Genomic DNA, 16261 nt, shown 5'->3' on the forward strand with positions numbered 1-16261 from the left:
GTATCAGTCGAGGCGTCCAAGGAAGCATCCGAACGCGGGCAGCGAAAGCTCGGCCTCCTCGGCGACCGCGGCATCGCCATCAAGCTTTGCGACCGCTCCGAGATCAATCGGCAACGGCCAGGTCCCTGGCTCCCCAGCGAAATTGAAGACACAGAGCAATCTTTCACTGTCGCCTTCGCGGACGAAAGCGAGCAAGTCACCCCCGGCGTCAAGAAAGCGGATCGAGCCTGTTACCAGCGCCTCATGCTCCCTGCGCAACGCCAGCGCGGTCCGATAGGACGTCAGCACCGAAGCCGTGTCGGCGTTCTGGACGTCGACCGCGCGGGCGCGATGGCTGGCCGGTATCGGCAGCCACGGCCTTGCCGTCGAGAAGCCCGCATTGTCGGCGCCGGCCTCCCAGGCCATCGGCGTGCGACAGCCATCCCTGCCCTTGACGCCCGGCCAGAAGCGGATGCCGACGGGGTCGCGCAGATCCTCATAGGCAAGCTTAGCCTCTTCCAGACCGAGTTCCTCGCCCTCGTAAAGGCAGATCGAGCCGCGCAGGCAAGACAGCAGCATGATCGAGAATCTGGCGATGGCGTCGGAATCGCTGCCCGGCCTTGTCCAGCGGGTGACATGGCGCACCACATCATGGTTGGAGAACGCCCAGCAGACCCAGCCATCGGAAACGGCTGCCTCGAAGGCTTCGACGCAGCCGCGCACATGCGCCGCCGAGAACTGCGGACCAAGCAGATCGAAGGTGTAGCACATATGCAGCGTGTCGCCGCCGGAGGTGTAGGCGGCAAGCGTCTGCAATGAGCGGCCTTCATCGCCGATTTCGCCGACTGCGGCACGGTCGTCATATTCGTCGAGCAGTGCCCTGAAACGGCGCAGGAACGCCAGGTTTTCCGGCTGCGTCTTGTCGAACAGATGCTCCTGGTAGAGGTAGGTATTGGTCTCGCTGTTGGTGCCGGCGACGCTCGACGCCAGGGGCGGATTGCTGCGCAGCCAGCGGTCGTGGACGTAGTAGTTGACCGTATCGAGCCGGAAACCGTCGACGCCGCGCTCCAGCCAGAAGCGCACCGTTTCCAGAAGCGCGTCCTGAACCTCCGGATTGTTGAAATTCAGATCGGGCTGCGAGGCGAGGAAATTGTGCATGTAATATTGCCGGCGGGTCGAATCCCATTCCCAGGCCGGGCCACCGAAGACGGAGAGCCAGTTGTTGGGCGCGCCGCCATCGGGCCTGGTATCGGCCCACACATACCAGTCGGCCTTGGGGTTATCGCGGCTGGCGCGGCTTTCGACGAACCAGTCGTGCTTGTCGGATGAATGCGACAGCACCTGGTCGATGATGACCTTCAGGCCGAGACGATGCGCCTCGGCAACCAGCGCATCGAAATCCTCAAGCGTGCCGAACATCGGATCGACATCGCAGTAGTCCGACACGTCGTAGCCCATATCGGCCATCGGCGACTTGAAGAAAGGCGACAGCCAGACGGCGTCGACACCAAGCGAGGCGACATGAGCGAGCCTCGATGTGATGCCGCTGAGGTCGCCGCTGCCGTTGCCGGTCGTGTCCTGGAAGGAGCGCGGATAGATCTGGTAGATGACGCAGCCGCGCCACCATCCGGCCTTATCACCTGCCGCCATTGCGCTTCTCCCTTGTGCCGGCCTGCGCTCGTTCGATCATGAAGATCACCGTCCGCCCGGATATTGGCCGCGAGATATCCGCCGCATCCGGCGTTTCGACGGCTGGAGCCCAGAAAAATCCATCTCGCTCAGGCAAGGTGAACATGGAGGCCCGGCGATCGCCGTTGATAACCACTGCAAGGCGCTGCTCGTCATCGGCGGCCAGGATCATGACCAGGTGGTGCCGCTGCGGATCCGACCAGCTCGGTTCATCAAGCGGCGCGCCTGTCTCGGTCAGCCATGCGACGTCCGGCACCTTTGAACCCGCCGGTGGCTGGCCAGTGAGGAAGCGTGTGTCGGAAAGCGCGGGCACTGCACGGCGCAACGTCGAGAGCAGCGCCGTGTAGCGCTCCAACTCCTGATCGCGGCCGGCCCAGTCGAGCCAGGTGATCTCGTTGTCCTGCGCATAGGCGTTGTTGTTGCCTTGCTGGGTGCGGCCGAATTCGTCGCCTGCGGTCAGCATGATGGTGCCGCGTGAGGCAAACAGCGTGGCGAGCAGCGCCCGCTGGTCGTTGAGGCGAGCCGCTGCCACCTCCGGGTCGTCCGCATCACCTTCCACGCCATTGTTCCAGGACAGGTTTTCATTGTGGCCGTCGCGGTTCTGCTCGCCATTGGCTTCGTTGTGCTTACGCTCGTAGCGCACGATGTCGGCCAGCGTCATGCCGTCATGGGCGGCGATGAAATTGACGCTGCGGCTGGCGCCTTGCCCGTTCGCGGCAAACACATCGGACGAACCGGCGAGCCGGGTCGCCAGCGCGCCGACCATGCCGGCGTCGCCGCGCCAGAAGCGTCTGACATCGTCGCGATACTTGTCGTTCCACTCAAGGAAGGGCGGCGGAAAATTGCCGAGCTGATAACCGTCCGGACCGATGTCCCACGGCTCGGCGATCAACACGCGGTCTGCCAGCAGCGTGTCGTCGCGCATCGTTCTCAGCAACGGCGCCTCGGCATCGAATGTGCCCCCGACCCGCGCGAGAATAGGCGCCAGGTCGAAGCGGAAGCCATCGACCCCGGCATCCCGGACAAAATGGCGAAGCGTGTCGAGGACCATTTCCTCGACGATGGGATGGTCACAAGCGACCGTGTTGCCGGTCCCGGTATCATTGGCCAGCCTGCCGTCTGATGTGTGCCGGTAATAGGCCTGGTTGTCGAGGCCGCGCAGCGACAGCGTCGGGCCAAGCCTGTCGCTCTCGCCGGTGTGGTTGAAGACGAGATCGAGGATGACACCGATGCCGGCCTTGCGCAGCACGGCGACCGTGTTTCGCAATTCCATGATGCCGCCCGGCGCCAAGCGTGGATCAAGGGCCATGAACGTGACGGGATTGTAGCCCCAGGCGTTGCGCAGCCCAAGCGGCGGCAGATGCCGCTCGTCGATCGACGCGGTCACCGGCATCAGTTCAACCGCGCCAACGCCGAGTTTTTTCAGGTGCTCGATAATCACCGGGTGCGCCAGAGCGGCGATGGTACCACGCAACTTTTTCGGAATGTCCTGATGCAGCATGGTGAAGGCGCGCACCGGAATTTCGTAGATCAGACCACCGGCGCGAGAAAGCGGCGGCGCAGCCTGCACGGGCTTCTGCAAGGTAGCGGCAATCGCCTTCGGCATCAGCGGCGCGGTATCAGCTCCCTCGCCCCGGCGCTGGGCCAGCCGCCAGTCATAGGCGTAGGACCTGTCGATCTCGACAGCGTAAGGATCGGTCAGGAGCTTGGCAGGATCGAACCACAGCCCACGCTCCGGCGCGTAATCGCCATCGGCGCGAAAGCCGTAGCGGGTGCCGGGGCCAAGGCCCGCGACGAACAGCGCATGGACGCCCTCGCCTTCCGGCTGCAGCTCGAGCCGTTCGATTTCCCGCTTGCCCTGCTCGTCGAAGATGGAGACCCAAAGCCGACGGGCGGCTTGTGACCACACGGCAAAGCGGATGCCTTCGCTGGTGATGGTGGCACCGAGTGGGGTCATGGGCGCGTCCTCCACCCTTGTGGGAAGGGTCGCGAACAAAGTGAGCGGGGTGGGGGGCGGCGCACGGAAAGCGCTTTATGAACACCCCCACCCCGATCCGCTACGCGGATCGACCCTCCCCACAAGGGGGAGGGTGAAGCCACCGCCACCCTCAAGTAATCACGCTTGGCTTGGGGCGGCCGGTATGGCTGTGAATCCCGGCAATATCATCGGCCGCGGCAATCAGATCGGCAAGGGCGGCCTGCGTGTCGAGATCGTGCCTCGCTCTGTCCGGCTCGTAGCGCTCGATGTAAACACGCAACGTTGCGCCCGAAGTGCCGGTGCCGGACAGCCGGAAGACCACGCGCGAACCGCCTGCGAACAGCACCCTGATGCCTTGGTGCTCGCTGGTCGAGCCATCGACCGGATCGTGATAAGCAAAATCGTCAGCGCTGACGATTGTCATGCCGCGCACGCTGGTGCCAGGCAATGAGCCGAGTTTGGCGCGCAGTTCGTCGACCAGCGCGTTCGCCCGGTCGCTCTCGACCTCCTCATAGTCATGCCGCGAATAGTAATTGCGGCCATAGGTCGCCCAGTGCTCGGTGACGATCTGCTTGCAGCTTTCGCCGCGCGCGGCAAGGATGTTGAGCCACAGGAGCACCGCCCAAAGGCCGTCCTTTTCGCGGACATGGTTGGAGCCGGTTCCGGCACTTTCCTCGCCGCAGATCGTCGCCATATCGGCATCGAGCAGATTGCCGAAGAACTTCCAGCCGGTCGGCGTCTCATAGATACCGATGCCGAGTTTTTCAGCAACACGATCGGCCGCGCCACTGGTTGGCATCGAGCGGGCAATGCCTTTCAAACCGGCCTTGTAGCCGGGCGCCAGGCGGGCGTTGGCAGCCAGCATGGCGACCGAATCCGACGGGGTGACGAAAATGCCCTTGCCGATGATCAAATTGCGGTCGCCGTCGCCATCCGAGGCGGCGCCGAAATCCGGCGCGTCCGGTCCCATCATCTCGTCATAGAGATGTTTGGCATGGACAAGGTTCGGGTCCGGGTGGTGGCCGCCGAAATCCGGCAACGGCTTGAAGTTGCGGCAGGTGCCGTTGGGCGCGCCAAGTCGGTTTTCCAGGATTTCCTTGGCGTAGGGGCCGGTGACCGCGTGCATGGCGTCGAAGCGCATGCGGAAGCCCGACTTGAACAGTTTGCGCAGGGCGTCGAAATCGAACAGGCTTTCCATCAGCTCGGCATAGTCGGTGACCGGATCGATGATCTCGACCGTCATGCCGGCGGCCTTGACCGTGCCTGTTGTGTCGATGTCGATCGGATCGATGTCGGCGATCTTGAAGCTCGAAATCGCCTTGGTCTTTTCGAACATCGCGTCGGTCAGCTTTTCCGGCGCCGGGCCGCCATTGCCGGCATTGTACTTGATGCCGAAATCCTCGTGCGGGCCGCCCGGATTGTGACTGGCCGACAGGATGATGCCGCCGAAGGTCTTGTATTTGCGGATGACATGCGAGGCGGCCGGCGTCGACAGGATGCCGCCCTGCCCGACCATCACCTTACCGAAGCCGTTGGCCGCCGCCATGGCGATGGCCTTCTGGATGACTTCGCGGTTGTAGAAGCGGCCATCGCCGCCAATCACCAGGGTCTTGCCCTTGAAACCGTCCAGCGCGTCGAAGATCGACTGGATGAAATTCTCGGCATAGTGCTCCTGCTGGAACACAGGCACCTTCTTGCGCAGGCCCGACGTGCCAGGCTTCTGATCGGAATAGGGTTTGGTGGGGACGGTCCTTATCATGCTTCAGGCAACCCTTTTCGAAAGCAGCGAGCGATAGAGTTCAACATATTTGTCCGCACTCTTGTCCCACGACACGTCGGCCTTCATGCCTTGGCGCTGCAGCGACTCCCAGACCGCCGGACTGGCATGGGCGTCGACGAGGCGGCGGATGGCGTGCAGCAAGGCACCGCCATTGTTGGGCGCGAACTGGAAGCCGGTGGCAACGCCGGCCGAGACGGCGGCCTCATTGGCATCGATGACCGTATCGGCCAGGCCGCCAGTGCGGGCAACCACCGGCACGCAACCATAACGCAGGCCGTAAAGCTGCGTCAGCCCGCACGGTTCGAAGCGTGAGGGAATGACGATGGCGTCGCAACCGCCCTGCATAATGTGCGACAGCCCTTCATCGTAGCCGACGACAACCCCGATACGGCCGCGATGTCTGGCGGCGGCGGCAAGCAGCGCACCTTCGAGACCGGCGTCGCCAGAGCCCAGGATGGCCAGCCGCGCACCCGTGGCAACGATGCCGTCGACCACCAGCGCCAGTATGTCCATGCCCTTCTGCCAGGTCAGCCGGCTGACGACGCAGACGATCGGGCTGTCGTCGCGATCGAGGCTGAAACGCTCCTCGACAGCGGCCCTGTTGGGCGCCCGCGCCTTCAGCGTGCTCGCCGTGTAGGGAGAGACCAGATGCTTGTCGGTTTCGGGATTCCAGATGCCGGTGTCGATGCCGTTGACGATGCCATAGAGATCGCTGGAGCGCATGTTGATGAGGCCGTCGAGACCCATGCCGAATTCCGCCGAGCGTATCTCCTGCGCGTAGGTCGGGCTGACGGTGGTGATCGCCCAGGCGGCCTGCAGGCCCGCCTTGAGGAAGCCGACGCCGCCATAATATTCGACGCCGTCGAGCGCCATCGCCGCCGCCGGCAAGCCAAGCTCGCCGAAGATGCCGGCGCCGAATTGGCCCTGGAAGGCGAGATTGTGAACGGTCATCATCGACGGCACGCCGACCGCCTTGCCGTAGCGCATATAGGCCAGCGTCATCGCCGACTGCCAGTCATGGGCGTGGACTATATCAGGCTGGTAGCCCGAGATGGCACCGCCGGCGATGTCGCCGCCAGCCTGGCTTAGTGCTGCGAAGCGCCGCCAGTTGTCGGGCCAATCGACGCCGGTCGCATTGCCATAGGGACCGCCGGGACGGTCGAACAGGTGCGGCGCGTCGAGCACGAACAGTTCGAGCCCGGCAAGCTGGACGGAATGGACGGAGGCCTTGCCGCCCTGCAGCAGGGGATATTGCAGAACCGCCCTCTTTTTCTTGAAAGCGGCCATAACGGTCGGGAAACCGGGAATGAGCGTGCGCATGGTCACGCCCTTGGCCGCCAGTGCGATGGGCAACGCGCCGGTCACGTCGGCAAGCCCGCCGGTCTTGATGAGCGGGAAAATCTCGGGCGCGACCGACAGAACCTGCATGCGTTAGAGCCCCAGCTTGTCGATCATATCCTGGGTGACCAGGCAGATGCCTTTTTCGGACACGCGAAAACGCTTGGCGTCGAGGACGGGGTCTTCGCCGACCACCAGCCCTTCCGGTATCCTAACACCATGGTCGATGACCACGCGCTTCAACTTTGCGTTCCGGCCGACATGAACGTCGGGCAGCATCACCACTTCTTCCAGCGTCGAATAGGAATTGATGCGCGCGCCGGTGAAGATCAGGCTTCTTTTCAGCGAAGCCCCCGAGACGATGCAATCGCCCGAGACAAGCGAGGACACGGCCGAACCGCGGCGGCCATCCTCGTCATGCACGAACTTTGCCGGCGGCTTCAATTCGGCATAGGTCCAGATCGGCCAGTCGCGGTCGTAGAGGTCGAGTTCCGGCGTGATATCGGTCAGGTCGATATTGGCCTCCCAATAGGCGTCGACCGTACCAACGTCGCGCCAGTAGGCCTCGTTCTCGGCGGTCGAGCGAACGCAGGACTTGGCGAAGCGGTGCGCGATCGCCTTACCGTGCTGGACGATATAGGGGATGATGTCCTTGCCGAAGTCACGGCTTGAGCCCGGCTCAGCCGCATCGCGGCGCAACTGCTCCATCAGGAACTTGGTCTTGAAGACATAGATGCCCATCGAGGCGAGCGCAAACTCCGGCTTGTCGGGAATGCCGGGCGGATCGGCGGGCTTTTCGACGAAGGCGATGATGTTGTCCTTGGCATCGACATGCATGACGCCGAAGCCGGTGGCTTCCATGCGCGGCACTTCGAGGCAGCCGACGGTGACATCGGCATTGGCGTCGACGTGCTGGCGAAGCATCATCTCGTAGTCCATCTTGTAGATGTGGTCGCCGGCCAGGATGACCATGTATTCGGGCCCATAGGCCTCGATGATGTCGATGTTCTGGTAGACGGCGTCGGCCGTGCCTTCATACCATTGCGTTTCCGAGACACGCTGGCTGGCCGGCAGGATGTCAAAACTCTCGTTTCGTTCAGGGCGCAGGAAGTTCCAGCCGCGCTGCAGGTGGCGGATCAGCGAATGCGCCTTGTACTGCGTGGCAACGCCAAGGCGCCGGATACCGGAATTGAGCGCGTTGGAGAGCGCGAAGTCGATGATGCGCGTCTTGCCGCCGAAATAGACGGCCGGCTTGGCACGCCGGTCGGTCAGTTCCTTGAGGCGGCTGCCGCGGCCGCCGGCCAATACATAGGCCATGGCATCGCGCGCCAGCGGCTGGGTCCGTTTCAAGTCTGCCATTTTTACCCTCCCAAGTTACTCGATCTCGCCGTTTTACTCAGTCTCGACGGGCTCAGTCGGCAACGAGCTCGAGCATGATCGTCGACAGCGGCGGCAAGAGCATCGTCGCGGAGATGCTGCCTCCCTCCGCTCGTGCCTCGACCATGCCGCCATTGCCCTTGCCGGACCCGCCATATTCAGAAGCGTCGGTGTTGATGATCTCGCGCCATTTGCCTGATGTCGGCAACGGGACGCGATAATTGTCACGCGGCACCGGCGTGAAATTGGAAATGACGGCCACCGGGCTGCCGCCCGGCGCGCTGCGCAGCCAGGCAAAAACCGAATTCTGGCTGTCGTCGACGATCAGCCAGGAGAACCCTTCCGGCTCGCAATCACGGCCATGCAGCGCCGGGCGCGAACGGTAGAGATAGTTGAGATCGCGCACCGTCTGCCAGACGCCGCGATGCGGCCGGAACTCCAGCAGGTTCCAGTCGAGCGCGCGTGCCTCGCTCCATTCGCGGCGCTGCGCGAACTCCTGCCCCATGAACAGCAGCTTCTTGCCGGGATAACCCCACATGAAAGCATAGTAGGCACGCAAGGTCGCGAATTTCTGCCAGTCGTCACCGGCCATCTTGCCAAGCAGCGTGCCTTTGCCGTGCACGACCTCGTCATGCGAGAGCGGCAGCACGAAATTTTCCGAGAAGGCGTAGGTCAGGCCGAAGGTGAGGTCGTTGTGGTGATGTTTGCGGAAGATGGGCTCCTTGGAGAAATACTCCAGCGTGTCGTGCATGAAGCCCATGTTCCACTTGAAGCCGAAGCCCAGGCCGCCTTCATGCACCGGTGCCGAGACCTTCGGCCATGAGGTCGATTCCTCGGCGATGGTCATGACGCCCGGATGGTGGCCGTAGACCTCCTTGTTCATCTTCTGCAGGAAGCTGACCGCCTCGAGGTTCTCGCGGCCGCCCTTCTCGTTGGGGATCCATTCGCCGGCCTTACGCGAATAGTCGAGGTAGAGCATCGAGGCGACCGCATCGACGCGCAAACCGTCGACATGATATTTCTCGGCCCAGAACAGCGCATTATTGACGAGGAACGACACCACCTCGCGGCGGCCGAAATTGTAGATCGCGGTGTTCCAGTCGGGATGAAAACCCTTGCGCGGATCGGCATGTTCGTAGAGCGCGGTGCCGTCGAAATTGGCCAGGCCGTGTGCGTCGACCGGGAAATGCGCCGGCACCCAGTCGAGGATGACACCGACGCCGGCGCGGTGGGCGCCATCGACGAAACGAGCAAAGCCGTCCGGGTCGCCGAAGCGGGCCGAGGGCGCGTAGAGGCCAGTCGTCTGGTAGCCCCAGGACGGGTCATAAGGGTGTTCGGAGATCGGCATGAATTCGATATGGGTGAAACCGGTCTCGACCACATAGGGGATCAGCCGGTCGGCCAGTTCGTCCCATGACAGGAACGTACCGTCGTCGTGAAGCTGCCAGGAGCCGGCATGGACCTCGTAGATCGAGATGGCTTCGCGCCGGTGATCGGCATTGCGCCAGAAATTGCGGTGCGCCTCGTCGCCCCACTCATGCGCCGGCGGCACGGCCACGACCGAAGCGGTGGCTGGACGCAGTTCGGACTTGAAGGCGAACGGGTCGGCCTTCAGCGGCAGCCTCACGCCATCGGGACCGATGATCTCGTATTTGTAGGGCCGTCCGGCACCGATGTCGGGTACGAACAGTTCCCAGATGCCGGTGTCGCGGCGGTCACGCATCGTGTGCCGGCGACCATCCCATTCGTTGAAGTCGCCGACCACCGAGACGCGTCGGGCATTGGGAGCCCAGACCGCGAAATGCACTCCGGAAGCGCCTTCGTGGTCAATGACATGCGCGCCGAGCTTGTCGAACAGCCGTAGATGCGAGCCTTGAGCGATGTAGTAGTCGTCCATCGGGCCAAGCACCGGACCGAAAGAATAGGGATCGGTCAGCCACCAGTCGCCGCCGGCATTGCGAGCGTGATAGCGCAGGGGCTGGCGCTTCCTGATCGAGAGCTTGCCTTCGAAAAAGCCGCCATCGTCGCGCCTGGACAGTTCACCCGCGATGGTGCCGGTCAGCGTATAAGCGGTGACGAATTCCGCATGCGGAACGAAGCATCGGGCATACAGGCTCTTGCCGACCTCATGGACACCAAGGACCGCGAAGGGATCTCCGTGCGTGCCGGCAACAATCGCCGCAACATCGCTGGCTGGCGCCAGTCCGTCCGGCCCGCTTGTCGCAGCGGTCGCGCGCGGCTTCTTCATCAGGCAGCGTCCCTCCCCGGGCACCAAGTGTTTGTTTCTAGTGATGTGAATCCGACATTCAAATTCACATCACCGGGACCACATTGTTCGCGGTCTCATGCAATCACATCAGACAGGCACGTTCCAGATTTCTTTCGCATATTGCCGGATCGTGCGATCGGAGGAGAACCAGCCGACGCGCGCAACGTTGCGGATTGCCCTGGCGTACCAGTCGGGACTGTTGCGCCAGACCGCATCGACCTCGCGCTGCGCGGCGGCATAGGCATCGAAATCGGCGGCGACCATGAACCAGTCGCTGTTGTAGAGACCGTTGACGAGATCGCGGTAACGCTCGGGGTCATCAGGCGAAAAGACACCCGACGACACGGCCGCAACCGCTTGCGCCAGCTCAGGCGATCCTTCGATGATGGCGCGTGGGTTGTAGCCATTGTTGCGCCGCTCGGCGACCTCGGCCGTGGTCAGGCCGAAGATGAAGATGTTGTCGTCGCCGACGCATTCCTTGATCTCGACATTGGCGCCGTCGAGCGTGCCGATGGTCAACGCGCCGTTCAGCGCGAACTTCATGTTGCCGGTGCCCGACGCTTCCATGCCGGCGGTCGAGATCTGTTCGGACAAATCGGCAGCCGGCATCATGATCTCGGCCAGGCTGACATTGTAGTTCGGCACGAACACCACCTTCAGCAAACCGCGCACGGCCGGGTCGCGGTTGATGACCTTGGCGACATCGTTGGCGAGTTTGATGATCAGCTTGGCATTGTGGTAGCTGGGCGCCGCCTTGCCACCGAAGAATTTTACACGCGGCATCCAGTCGCGTTCCGGATGCGAGCGTATCTGGTCGTAGAGCGCGATCGCCTCGAGGATGTTCAGAAGCTGGCGCTTGTATTCGTGGATGCGCTTGATCTGGATATCGAACAGCGCCGAGGGATCGACCTTGATGCCGAGCCGGTCGGCGACAAGGTTGGCCAGCCGCGCCTTGTTGGCGCGCTTGACGGCGGCGAACTTGTCGCGAAAGGCGGCATCGCCGGCGAAGACGTCGAGATCCTTGATGGCATCGATATCGTCGAGAAAACGGTCGCCGATCGTCTCACGGGCGAGCGACGTCAGTCCGGGATTGCACTGGATCAGCCAGCGCCGCGGCGTGATGCCGTTGGTCTTGTTGTTGATGCGATCGGGATAGAGCTTGTGCAGGTCGGCGAACACCGTCTCCTTCATCAGGTCGGTGTGAAGCGCCGAAACGCCATTGATCGAATGCGAGCCGACAAAGGCCAGATTGCCCATGCGCACCCGGCGGTCGCCATTTTCCTGGATCAGCGAGATGCGGCCGATCTGCTCGTCCGAGAACTGGTCGGAGGCCCGCGCCTCCAGGAGCACTTCGGCATTGATGGCGTAGACGATCTGCATGTGGCGCGGCAAAAGCCGCTCGAACAGCGGCACCGGCCAGCTTTCCAGCGCCTCGGGCAGCAGCGTGTGGTTGGTGTAGCCGAAGGTGCGCTTGGTGATGCTCCAGGCGAGGTCGAAATCCATGCCGTGCACATCCATCAACAGGCGCATCAGCTCGGGCACCGCGATGGCCGGATGGGTGTCGTTGAGATGGATCGCGGCCTTGTCGGGCAACGACTTCAGGTCGCCATACTGGCTGAGATGGCGCTGGACGATGTCCTGCAGTGAGGCGGTGGAGAAGAAATATTCTTGCCTGAGCCGCAGTTCCTGTCCGGCCTTGTGGGAATCGGCGGGATAGAGCACGCGCGACAAGGCATCGGCCTTGTTGCTTTCGGCAAGCGCGCCGATGTGGTCGCCGGCATTGAATTTGTCGAGCAGGATCGGATCGACCGGCATGCCCGACCACAGCCGCAGCGTGTTGACGCGATTGGCCCGCCAGCCGACGACGGGCGTGTCATAGGCGACGGCCAGCACATGCTCGGTCGGCTTCCAGACATGGCGCTCGAGCCGGCCGTCCTTGGACGTGATCGATTCCACCGAACCGCCGAACCCGACCTCGAACGAGCGTTCGCGGCGTTCGAATTCCCAGGGGTTGCCGTGATCGAGCCAGGTCTCGGGCAGTTCGACCTGCCAGCCGTCGTGAATCTCCTGGCGGAACATGCCGTTGGCGTAGCGGATGCCGTAGCCATGCGCGGGAATGTCGACGGTCGCCATGCTTTCCATGAAGCAGGCGGCTAGCCGGCCGAGGCCGCCATTGCCGAGTGCCGCATCCGGCTCGAGGGCGGCGACGAGGTCGAGATCGACGCCCAGCGACGACAGCGCCTCGCGCATATTGTCCATCAGGCCGAGATTGGAGAAGGCGTCGCGCATCAGGCGGCCGATGAGGAACTCGAGCGACAGGTAGTAGACGCGCTTTTCCTGCTGGTCGTAGGCCTCCTTCGTCGCCTGCATCCAGTGGTCGACGATGCGGTCGCGCACGACCTTGATCGAGGCGGTCAGCCAGTCGTACTGGGTCGCGACGGTGGTGTCCTTGCCGACCCGGTATTTGAGGGCCATCAAGACTTCCCTTGCGAGCGTCTCTGGATCAGGATTTTCGAGCAGTGGCGGGAGGGGTTCGGATGTCATCGCGCTCGTCATGCTGCCTCTCGTGCGGTTGCCATGATCATACCGGCTTTCATCGTTCCTCCCAGCCCATGCTAGCCGATACCGCTACATATTCAATCGATTTAGATGAGCCTGCGCCGGCTTGCCCTGCGGCAATTTGGCAATTTGAAGCGCGGTGCGCTCAGACATTCCGCGCGACGCGCTTCAAATTTTTTGTTCCGTGCATGTCGTTGTCCCAAAACCGCTACGCACTTTTGGGCGACCTGCATCAGGCCGCCAGCGCCGCCTCCGGCGGGACCTTTGCTCCGGTCATGAAGGCGACGGCGTCGGACATCGTATATTGCTTGGGGTCGATGACGCAGAGACGACGGCCGAGGCGATGGATGTGAATGCGGTCGGCCACTTCGAAGACATGTGGCATGTTGTGCGAGATCAGAACGATCGGCAGGCCGCGCTTCTTGACGTCAAGGATCAGTTCGAGCACGCGGCGGCTCTCCTTGACGCCAAGGGCTGCCGTCGGCTCGTCCATGATCACCATCTTCGAGCCGAATGCGGCGGCGCGTGCCACCGCCACGCCCTGGCGCTGACCGCCCGAGAGCGTCTCCACCGCCTGGCTGATGTTCTGAATGGTCATCAGGCCCAGTTCGGTGAGCTTGTCGCGGGCGCGCTTTTCCATTGCCGGACGGTCGAGCATGCGCAGCCATTGCCCCATGAAGCCCGGTTTGCGGATTTCGCGGCCGAGGAACATGTTGTCGGCGATCGACAGCGCCGGCGACAGCGCCAGATTCTGATAGACGGTCTCGATGCCTGCTTCACGAGCTTCCATCGGCGACTTGAAGGCAATGGGTTTGCCATCGAGGCGGATCTCGCCCTCATCGGGCGTGACCGCGCCGGAGATCGCCTTGATCAGCGACGACTTGCCGGCGCCGTTGTCGCCGATGACGGCAAGGATTTCGCCCGGATAGAGGTCGAAGTCGGCGTTGTCCAAGGCGGTGACGCGGCCATAACGTTTGACGAGCCCGCGCGCGGTGAGAATGGGGTCCTGAGCCTGGGTCATGCCGAGATCTTCCTGATCCACTGGTCGATACCAACCGCCACGATGATAAGGGCGCCGACGGACAATTGCGTCCATTGCGGATCCGTGCCCCAGAGCCTCAGACCGAGCGCAAACACGCCGACGATAAGGGCGCCGAAGATGGTCCCGAGAATGGAACCGCGCCCACCGAACAGCGAGGTGCCGCCGATCACCACGGCGGTGATCGAGTTGATGTTCTCGAACTGACCTGCTTGTGGCGAAACCGATCCGATGCGCCCAATCAAGGCCCAGCCGGCAATGGCGCAGATGATGCCCGTGAGCGTATAGACCGCGAGCAGCATCCGGTCGACGCGAACACCCGACAATTCGGCCGCCTCCGGGTCGTCACCCACCGCATAGACATGCCGTCCCCAGGCGGTGTGATTGAGCACGTACCAGGCGATCGCCGCCATGAGCAGCATCAGCAGCACGCCATAGGTGAACACGGCGCCGCCGATCTTGAACGAATTGCCGAAGAACTGCAGCAACGGTGCATTTGTTTCGAGATCCTGGCTGCGGATGGTCTCGTTGCCCGAATAGATGAAGTTGATAGCCGCATAGATCGACCAAGTGCCGAGCGTGACAATGAAAGGCGGCAACTTCACCCTGGCGATGAGGAAGCCGTTGACAAAGCCGCACAGCGCTCCGACCAGAAGCCCGACGGCGACGGCAACCGGGGCCGGGACGCCGTAATGCATGGCGAACTGACCCATGACGACCGAACTCAGCACCATGATGGCGCCGACGGAGAGGTCGATGCCGGCGGTCAGCACCACGAGCGTCTGGGCGATGCCGACAATGCCGGTGATCGCCACCTGCTGGAGGATCAGCGTCAGCGTGAACGGCGAAAAGAAACGCCCGCCGACGACGATGGCAAACAGGATCACCGAAAGGAGCAGGATGATCAGCGGCACCATGGCCGGACTTTTGTGCAGCCGGTGCTGGATGCTCTCCAGCAGCGTGCGCGAATGGGTGTCGAAGGAAGCGACACTGGTGTCGCTTGCGGTCAAAGTCTTCTCGAACTCCTGTGGTCCGCTGGCCTTGGTGGTTTCAACGCTCAAAACGGCCTCCCCGCCTTTTGCGCGAGGCGGCCGTGACCGCCCCGCGCAATTCTTCTTATCGTTGTTGTCTCAAGATTGAGCCGATCAGGAGATCAAATCAACCCCAGCACTTGGCAAGGCCAGCCTTGGTGTCGATCGATTCGACGCCGGTTGCCGGCTTGTCGGTGATCAGCGTCACGCCGGTGTTGTAGAAGTTGAGGCCCGGCGACGGCTCAGGCTTCTTGCCGGTATCGGCAAAGGCCTTGATCGCCTCGATGCCGAGCGAGGCCATGAGCAGCGGATATTGCTGCGAGGTTGCGCCGATGATGCCTTCGGCGACGTTCTTGACGCCCGGGCAACCGCCATCGATCGAGACGATCAGCACGTCCTTTTCCTTGCCGACGGCTTTCAGTGCCTGGTAGGCACCGGCAGCGGCGGGTTCGTTGATGGTGTAGACGACGTTGATGTCGGGATCCTTCTGCAGGCAGTTCTCCATGGCGGTGTGGCCGCCATCTTCATTGCCGCTCGACAGGTCGTGGCAGACATTGCGGGCGTCCGTCTCATCGCCAATCTTCTTGGGATCGCCGAGGTCGATGCCAAAGCCCTTCATGAAGCCCTGGTCGCGCTGCACATCGACCGATGGCTGACTGGCGATCAAGTCCATATAAGCGATGTGGGCATCCTTGGCCTTGTCGCCGAGGGTGGTCTTGGCCCACGAGCCGATCAGTTCGCCGGCCTTGAAGTTGTCTGTGGCAAAGGTGGCATCGGCTGCATCGGCCGGCTCGAGCTGGGTATCCAGCGCAATCACCAGCAGACCGGCGTCACGGGCCTTCTTGACCGCCGGCACGATTGCCGCCGTGTCGGTTGCGGTGATCAGAATGCCCTTGGCGCCATCGGCGATACAGGATTCGATTGCCGCGACTTGGCCTTCATTGTCGCCTTCGGCCTTACCGGCATAAGCTTTCAGATCGACGCCAATCTCCTTGGCTTTCGCGGTGGCGCCTTCCTTCATCTTGACGAAGAAGGGATTTGTGTCCGTCTTTGTAATCAGGCAGGCACTGACGCCAGCAGCGGACGCGGACGAGGCAAACGCCATCAGGCCCAGAGCCGCGGCGGCAAACACGGTCGATTTCAACAGTTTTGTATTGGTCACGATTTTCCTCCCAGTGGAACCATTCCGATGCCGGCCAACCGGCACCTGCAGCGCGTCCAA

General features: G+C 62.7%; 10 protein-coding genes. All 10 read right to left on the reverse strand.

The annotated features are described in order from the left end of the window. Positions 1-3: 3 nt before the first annotated feature. The gene (gene bglA / locus ACZ89F_RS19310; RefSeq protein WP_476093570.1) at positions 4-1629 is read right to left on the reverse strand and encodes a beta-galactosidase BglA; all 1626 of its coding nucleotides are present in this window, start codon (positions 1627-1629) and stop codon (positions 4-6) included. Beyond that, a complete protein-coding gene (gene glgX, locus ACZ89F_RS19315; RefSeq protein ID WP_476093572.1) occupies positions 1616-3625 on the reverse strand; it encodes a glycogen debranching protein GlgX in 2010 nt (669 codons plus the stop codon). Before glgX ends, bglA begins: the two co-directional genes overlap by 14 nt. Positions 3626-3776: 151 nt before the next feature. Further along, the gene (locus ACZ89F_RS19320) at positions 3777-5405 is read right to left on the reverse strand and encodes an alpha-D-glucose phosphate-specific phosphoglucomutase (RefSeq protein ID WP_476093573.1); all 1629 of its coding nucleotides are present in this window, start codon (positions 5403-5405) and stop codon (positions 3777-3779) included. A 3-nt stretch (positions 5406-5408) separates the two neighbouring features. Beyond that, positions 5409-6854, reverse strand: coding sequence for a glycogen synthase GlgA (glgA, locus tag ACZ89F_RS19325; RefSeq protein WP_476093575.1), 1446 nt, complete (start codon positions 6852-6854; stop codon positions 5409-5411). A 3-nt stretch (positions 6855-6857) separates the two neighbouring features. Next, positions 6858-8123: a glucose-1-phosphate adenylyltransferase gene (glgC, locus tag ACZ89F_RS19330; protein WP_183444466.1), complete on the reverse strand. Its 1266-nt coding sequence runs from the start codon at positions 8121-8123 to the stop codon at positions 6858-6860. 52 nt (positions 8124-8175) lie between these two features. Continuing rightward, the gene (gene glgB / locus ACZ89F_RS19335) at positions 8176-10389 is read right to left on the reverse strand and encodes a 1,4-alpha-glucan branching protein GlgB (RefSeq protein WP_476093576.1); all 2214 of its coding nucleotides are present in this window, start codon (positions 10387-10389) and stop codon (positions 8176-8178) included. Positions 10390-10497: 108 nt separating this feature from the next. Further along, positions 10498-12966, reverse strand: a complete 2469-nt coding sequence (locus ACZ89F_RS19340) for a glycogen/starch/alpha-glucan phosphorylase (protein WP_476093578.1) — start codon at positions 12964-12966, stop codon at positions 10498-10500. A 235-nt stretch (positions 12967-13201) separates the two neighbouring features. Beyond that, a complete protein-coding gene (locus ACZ89F_RS19345; protein WP_476093580.1) occupies positions 13202-13990 on the reverse strand; it encodes an ATP-binding cassette domain-containing protein in 789 nt (262 codons plus the stop codon). Then, positions 13987-15069 (reverse strand): ABC transporter permease, encoded by a 1083-nt coding sequence (locus ACZ89F_RS19350; RefSeq protein ID WP_476093582.1) that lies wholly within the window; start codon positions 15067-15069, stop codon positions 13987-13989. Before ACZ89F_RS19350 ends, ACZ89F_RS19345 begins: the two co-directional genes overlap by 4 nt. Positions 15070-15166: 97 nt before the next feature. Next, on the reverse strand, positions 15167-16144 hold the full coding sequence (locus ACZ89F_RS19355) for a substrate-binding domain-containing protein (protein WP_476097315.1): 978 nt from the start codon (positions 16142-16144) through the stop codon (positions 15167-15169). Between the last annotated feature and the right edge of the window lie 117 nt (positions 16145-16261).

This window comes from Mesorhizobium sp. USDA 3734 (assembly GCF_056279665.1).

Excerpts from the sequence above, each read along its gene's own strand:
- ACZ89F_RS19345 (WP_476093580.1), bottom strand. The coding sequence starts at position 13,990 with ATGACCCAGGCTCAGGACCCCATTCTCACCGCGCGCGGGCTCGTCAAA.
- ACZ89F_RS19340 (WP_476093578.1), bottom strand. The coding sequence starts at position 12,966 with ATGACGAGCGCGATGACATCCGAACCCCTCCCGCCACTGCTCGAAAAT.
- ACZ89F_RS19320 (WP_476093573.1), bottom strand. The coding sequence starts at position 5,405 with ATGATAAGGACCGTCCCCACCAAACCCTATTCCGATCAGAAGCCTGGC.
- ACZ89F_RS19355 (WP_476097315.1), bottom strand. The coding sequence starts at position 16,144 with ATGGCGTTTGCCTCGTCCGCGTCCGCTGCTGGCGTCAGTGCCTGCCTG.
- bglA (WP_476093570.1), bottom strand. The coding sequence starts at position 1,629 with ATGGCGGCAGGTGATAAGGCCGGATGGTGGCGCGGCTGCGTCATCTAC.
- glgX (WP_476093572.1), bottom strand. The coding sequence starts at position 3,625 with ATGACCCCACTCGGTGCCACCATCACCAGCGAAGGCATCCGCTTTGCC.
- glgA (WP_476093575.1), bottom strand. The coding sequence starts at position 6,854 with ATGCAGGTTCTGTCGGTCGCGCCCGAGATTTTCCCGCTCATCAAGACC.
- glgB (WP_476093576.1), bottom strand. The coding sequence starts at position 10,389 with ATGAAGAAGCCGCGCGCGACCGCTGCGACAAGCGGGCCGGACGGACTG.
- glgC (WP_183444466.1), bottom strand. The coding sequence starts at position 8,123 with ATGGCAGACTTGAAACGGACCCAGCCGCTGGCGCGCGATGCCATGGCC.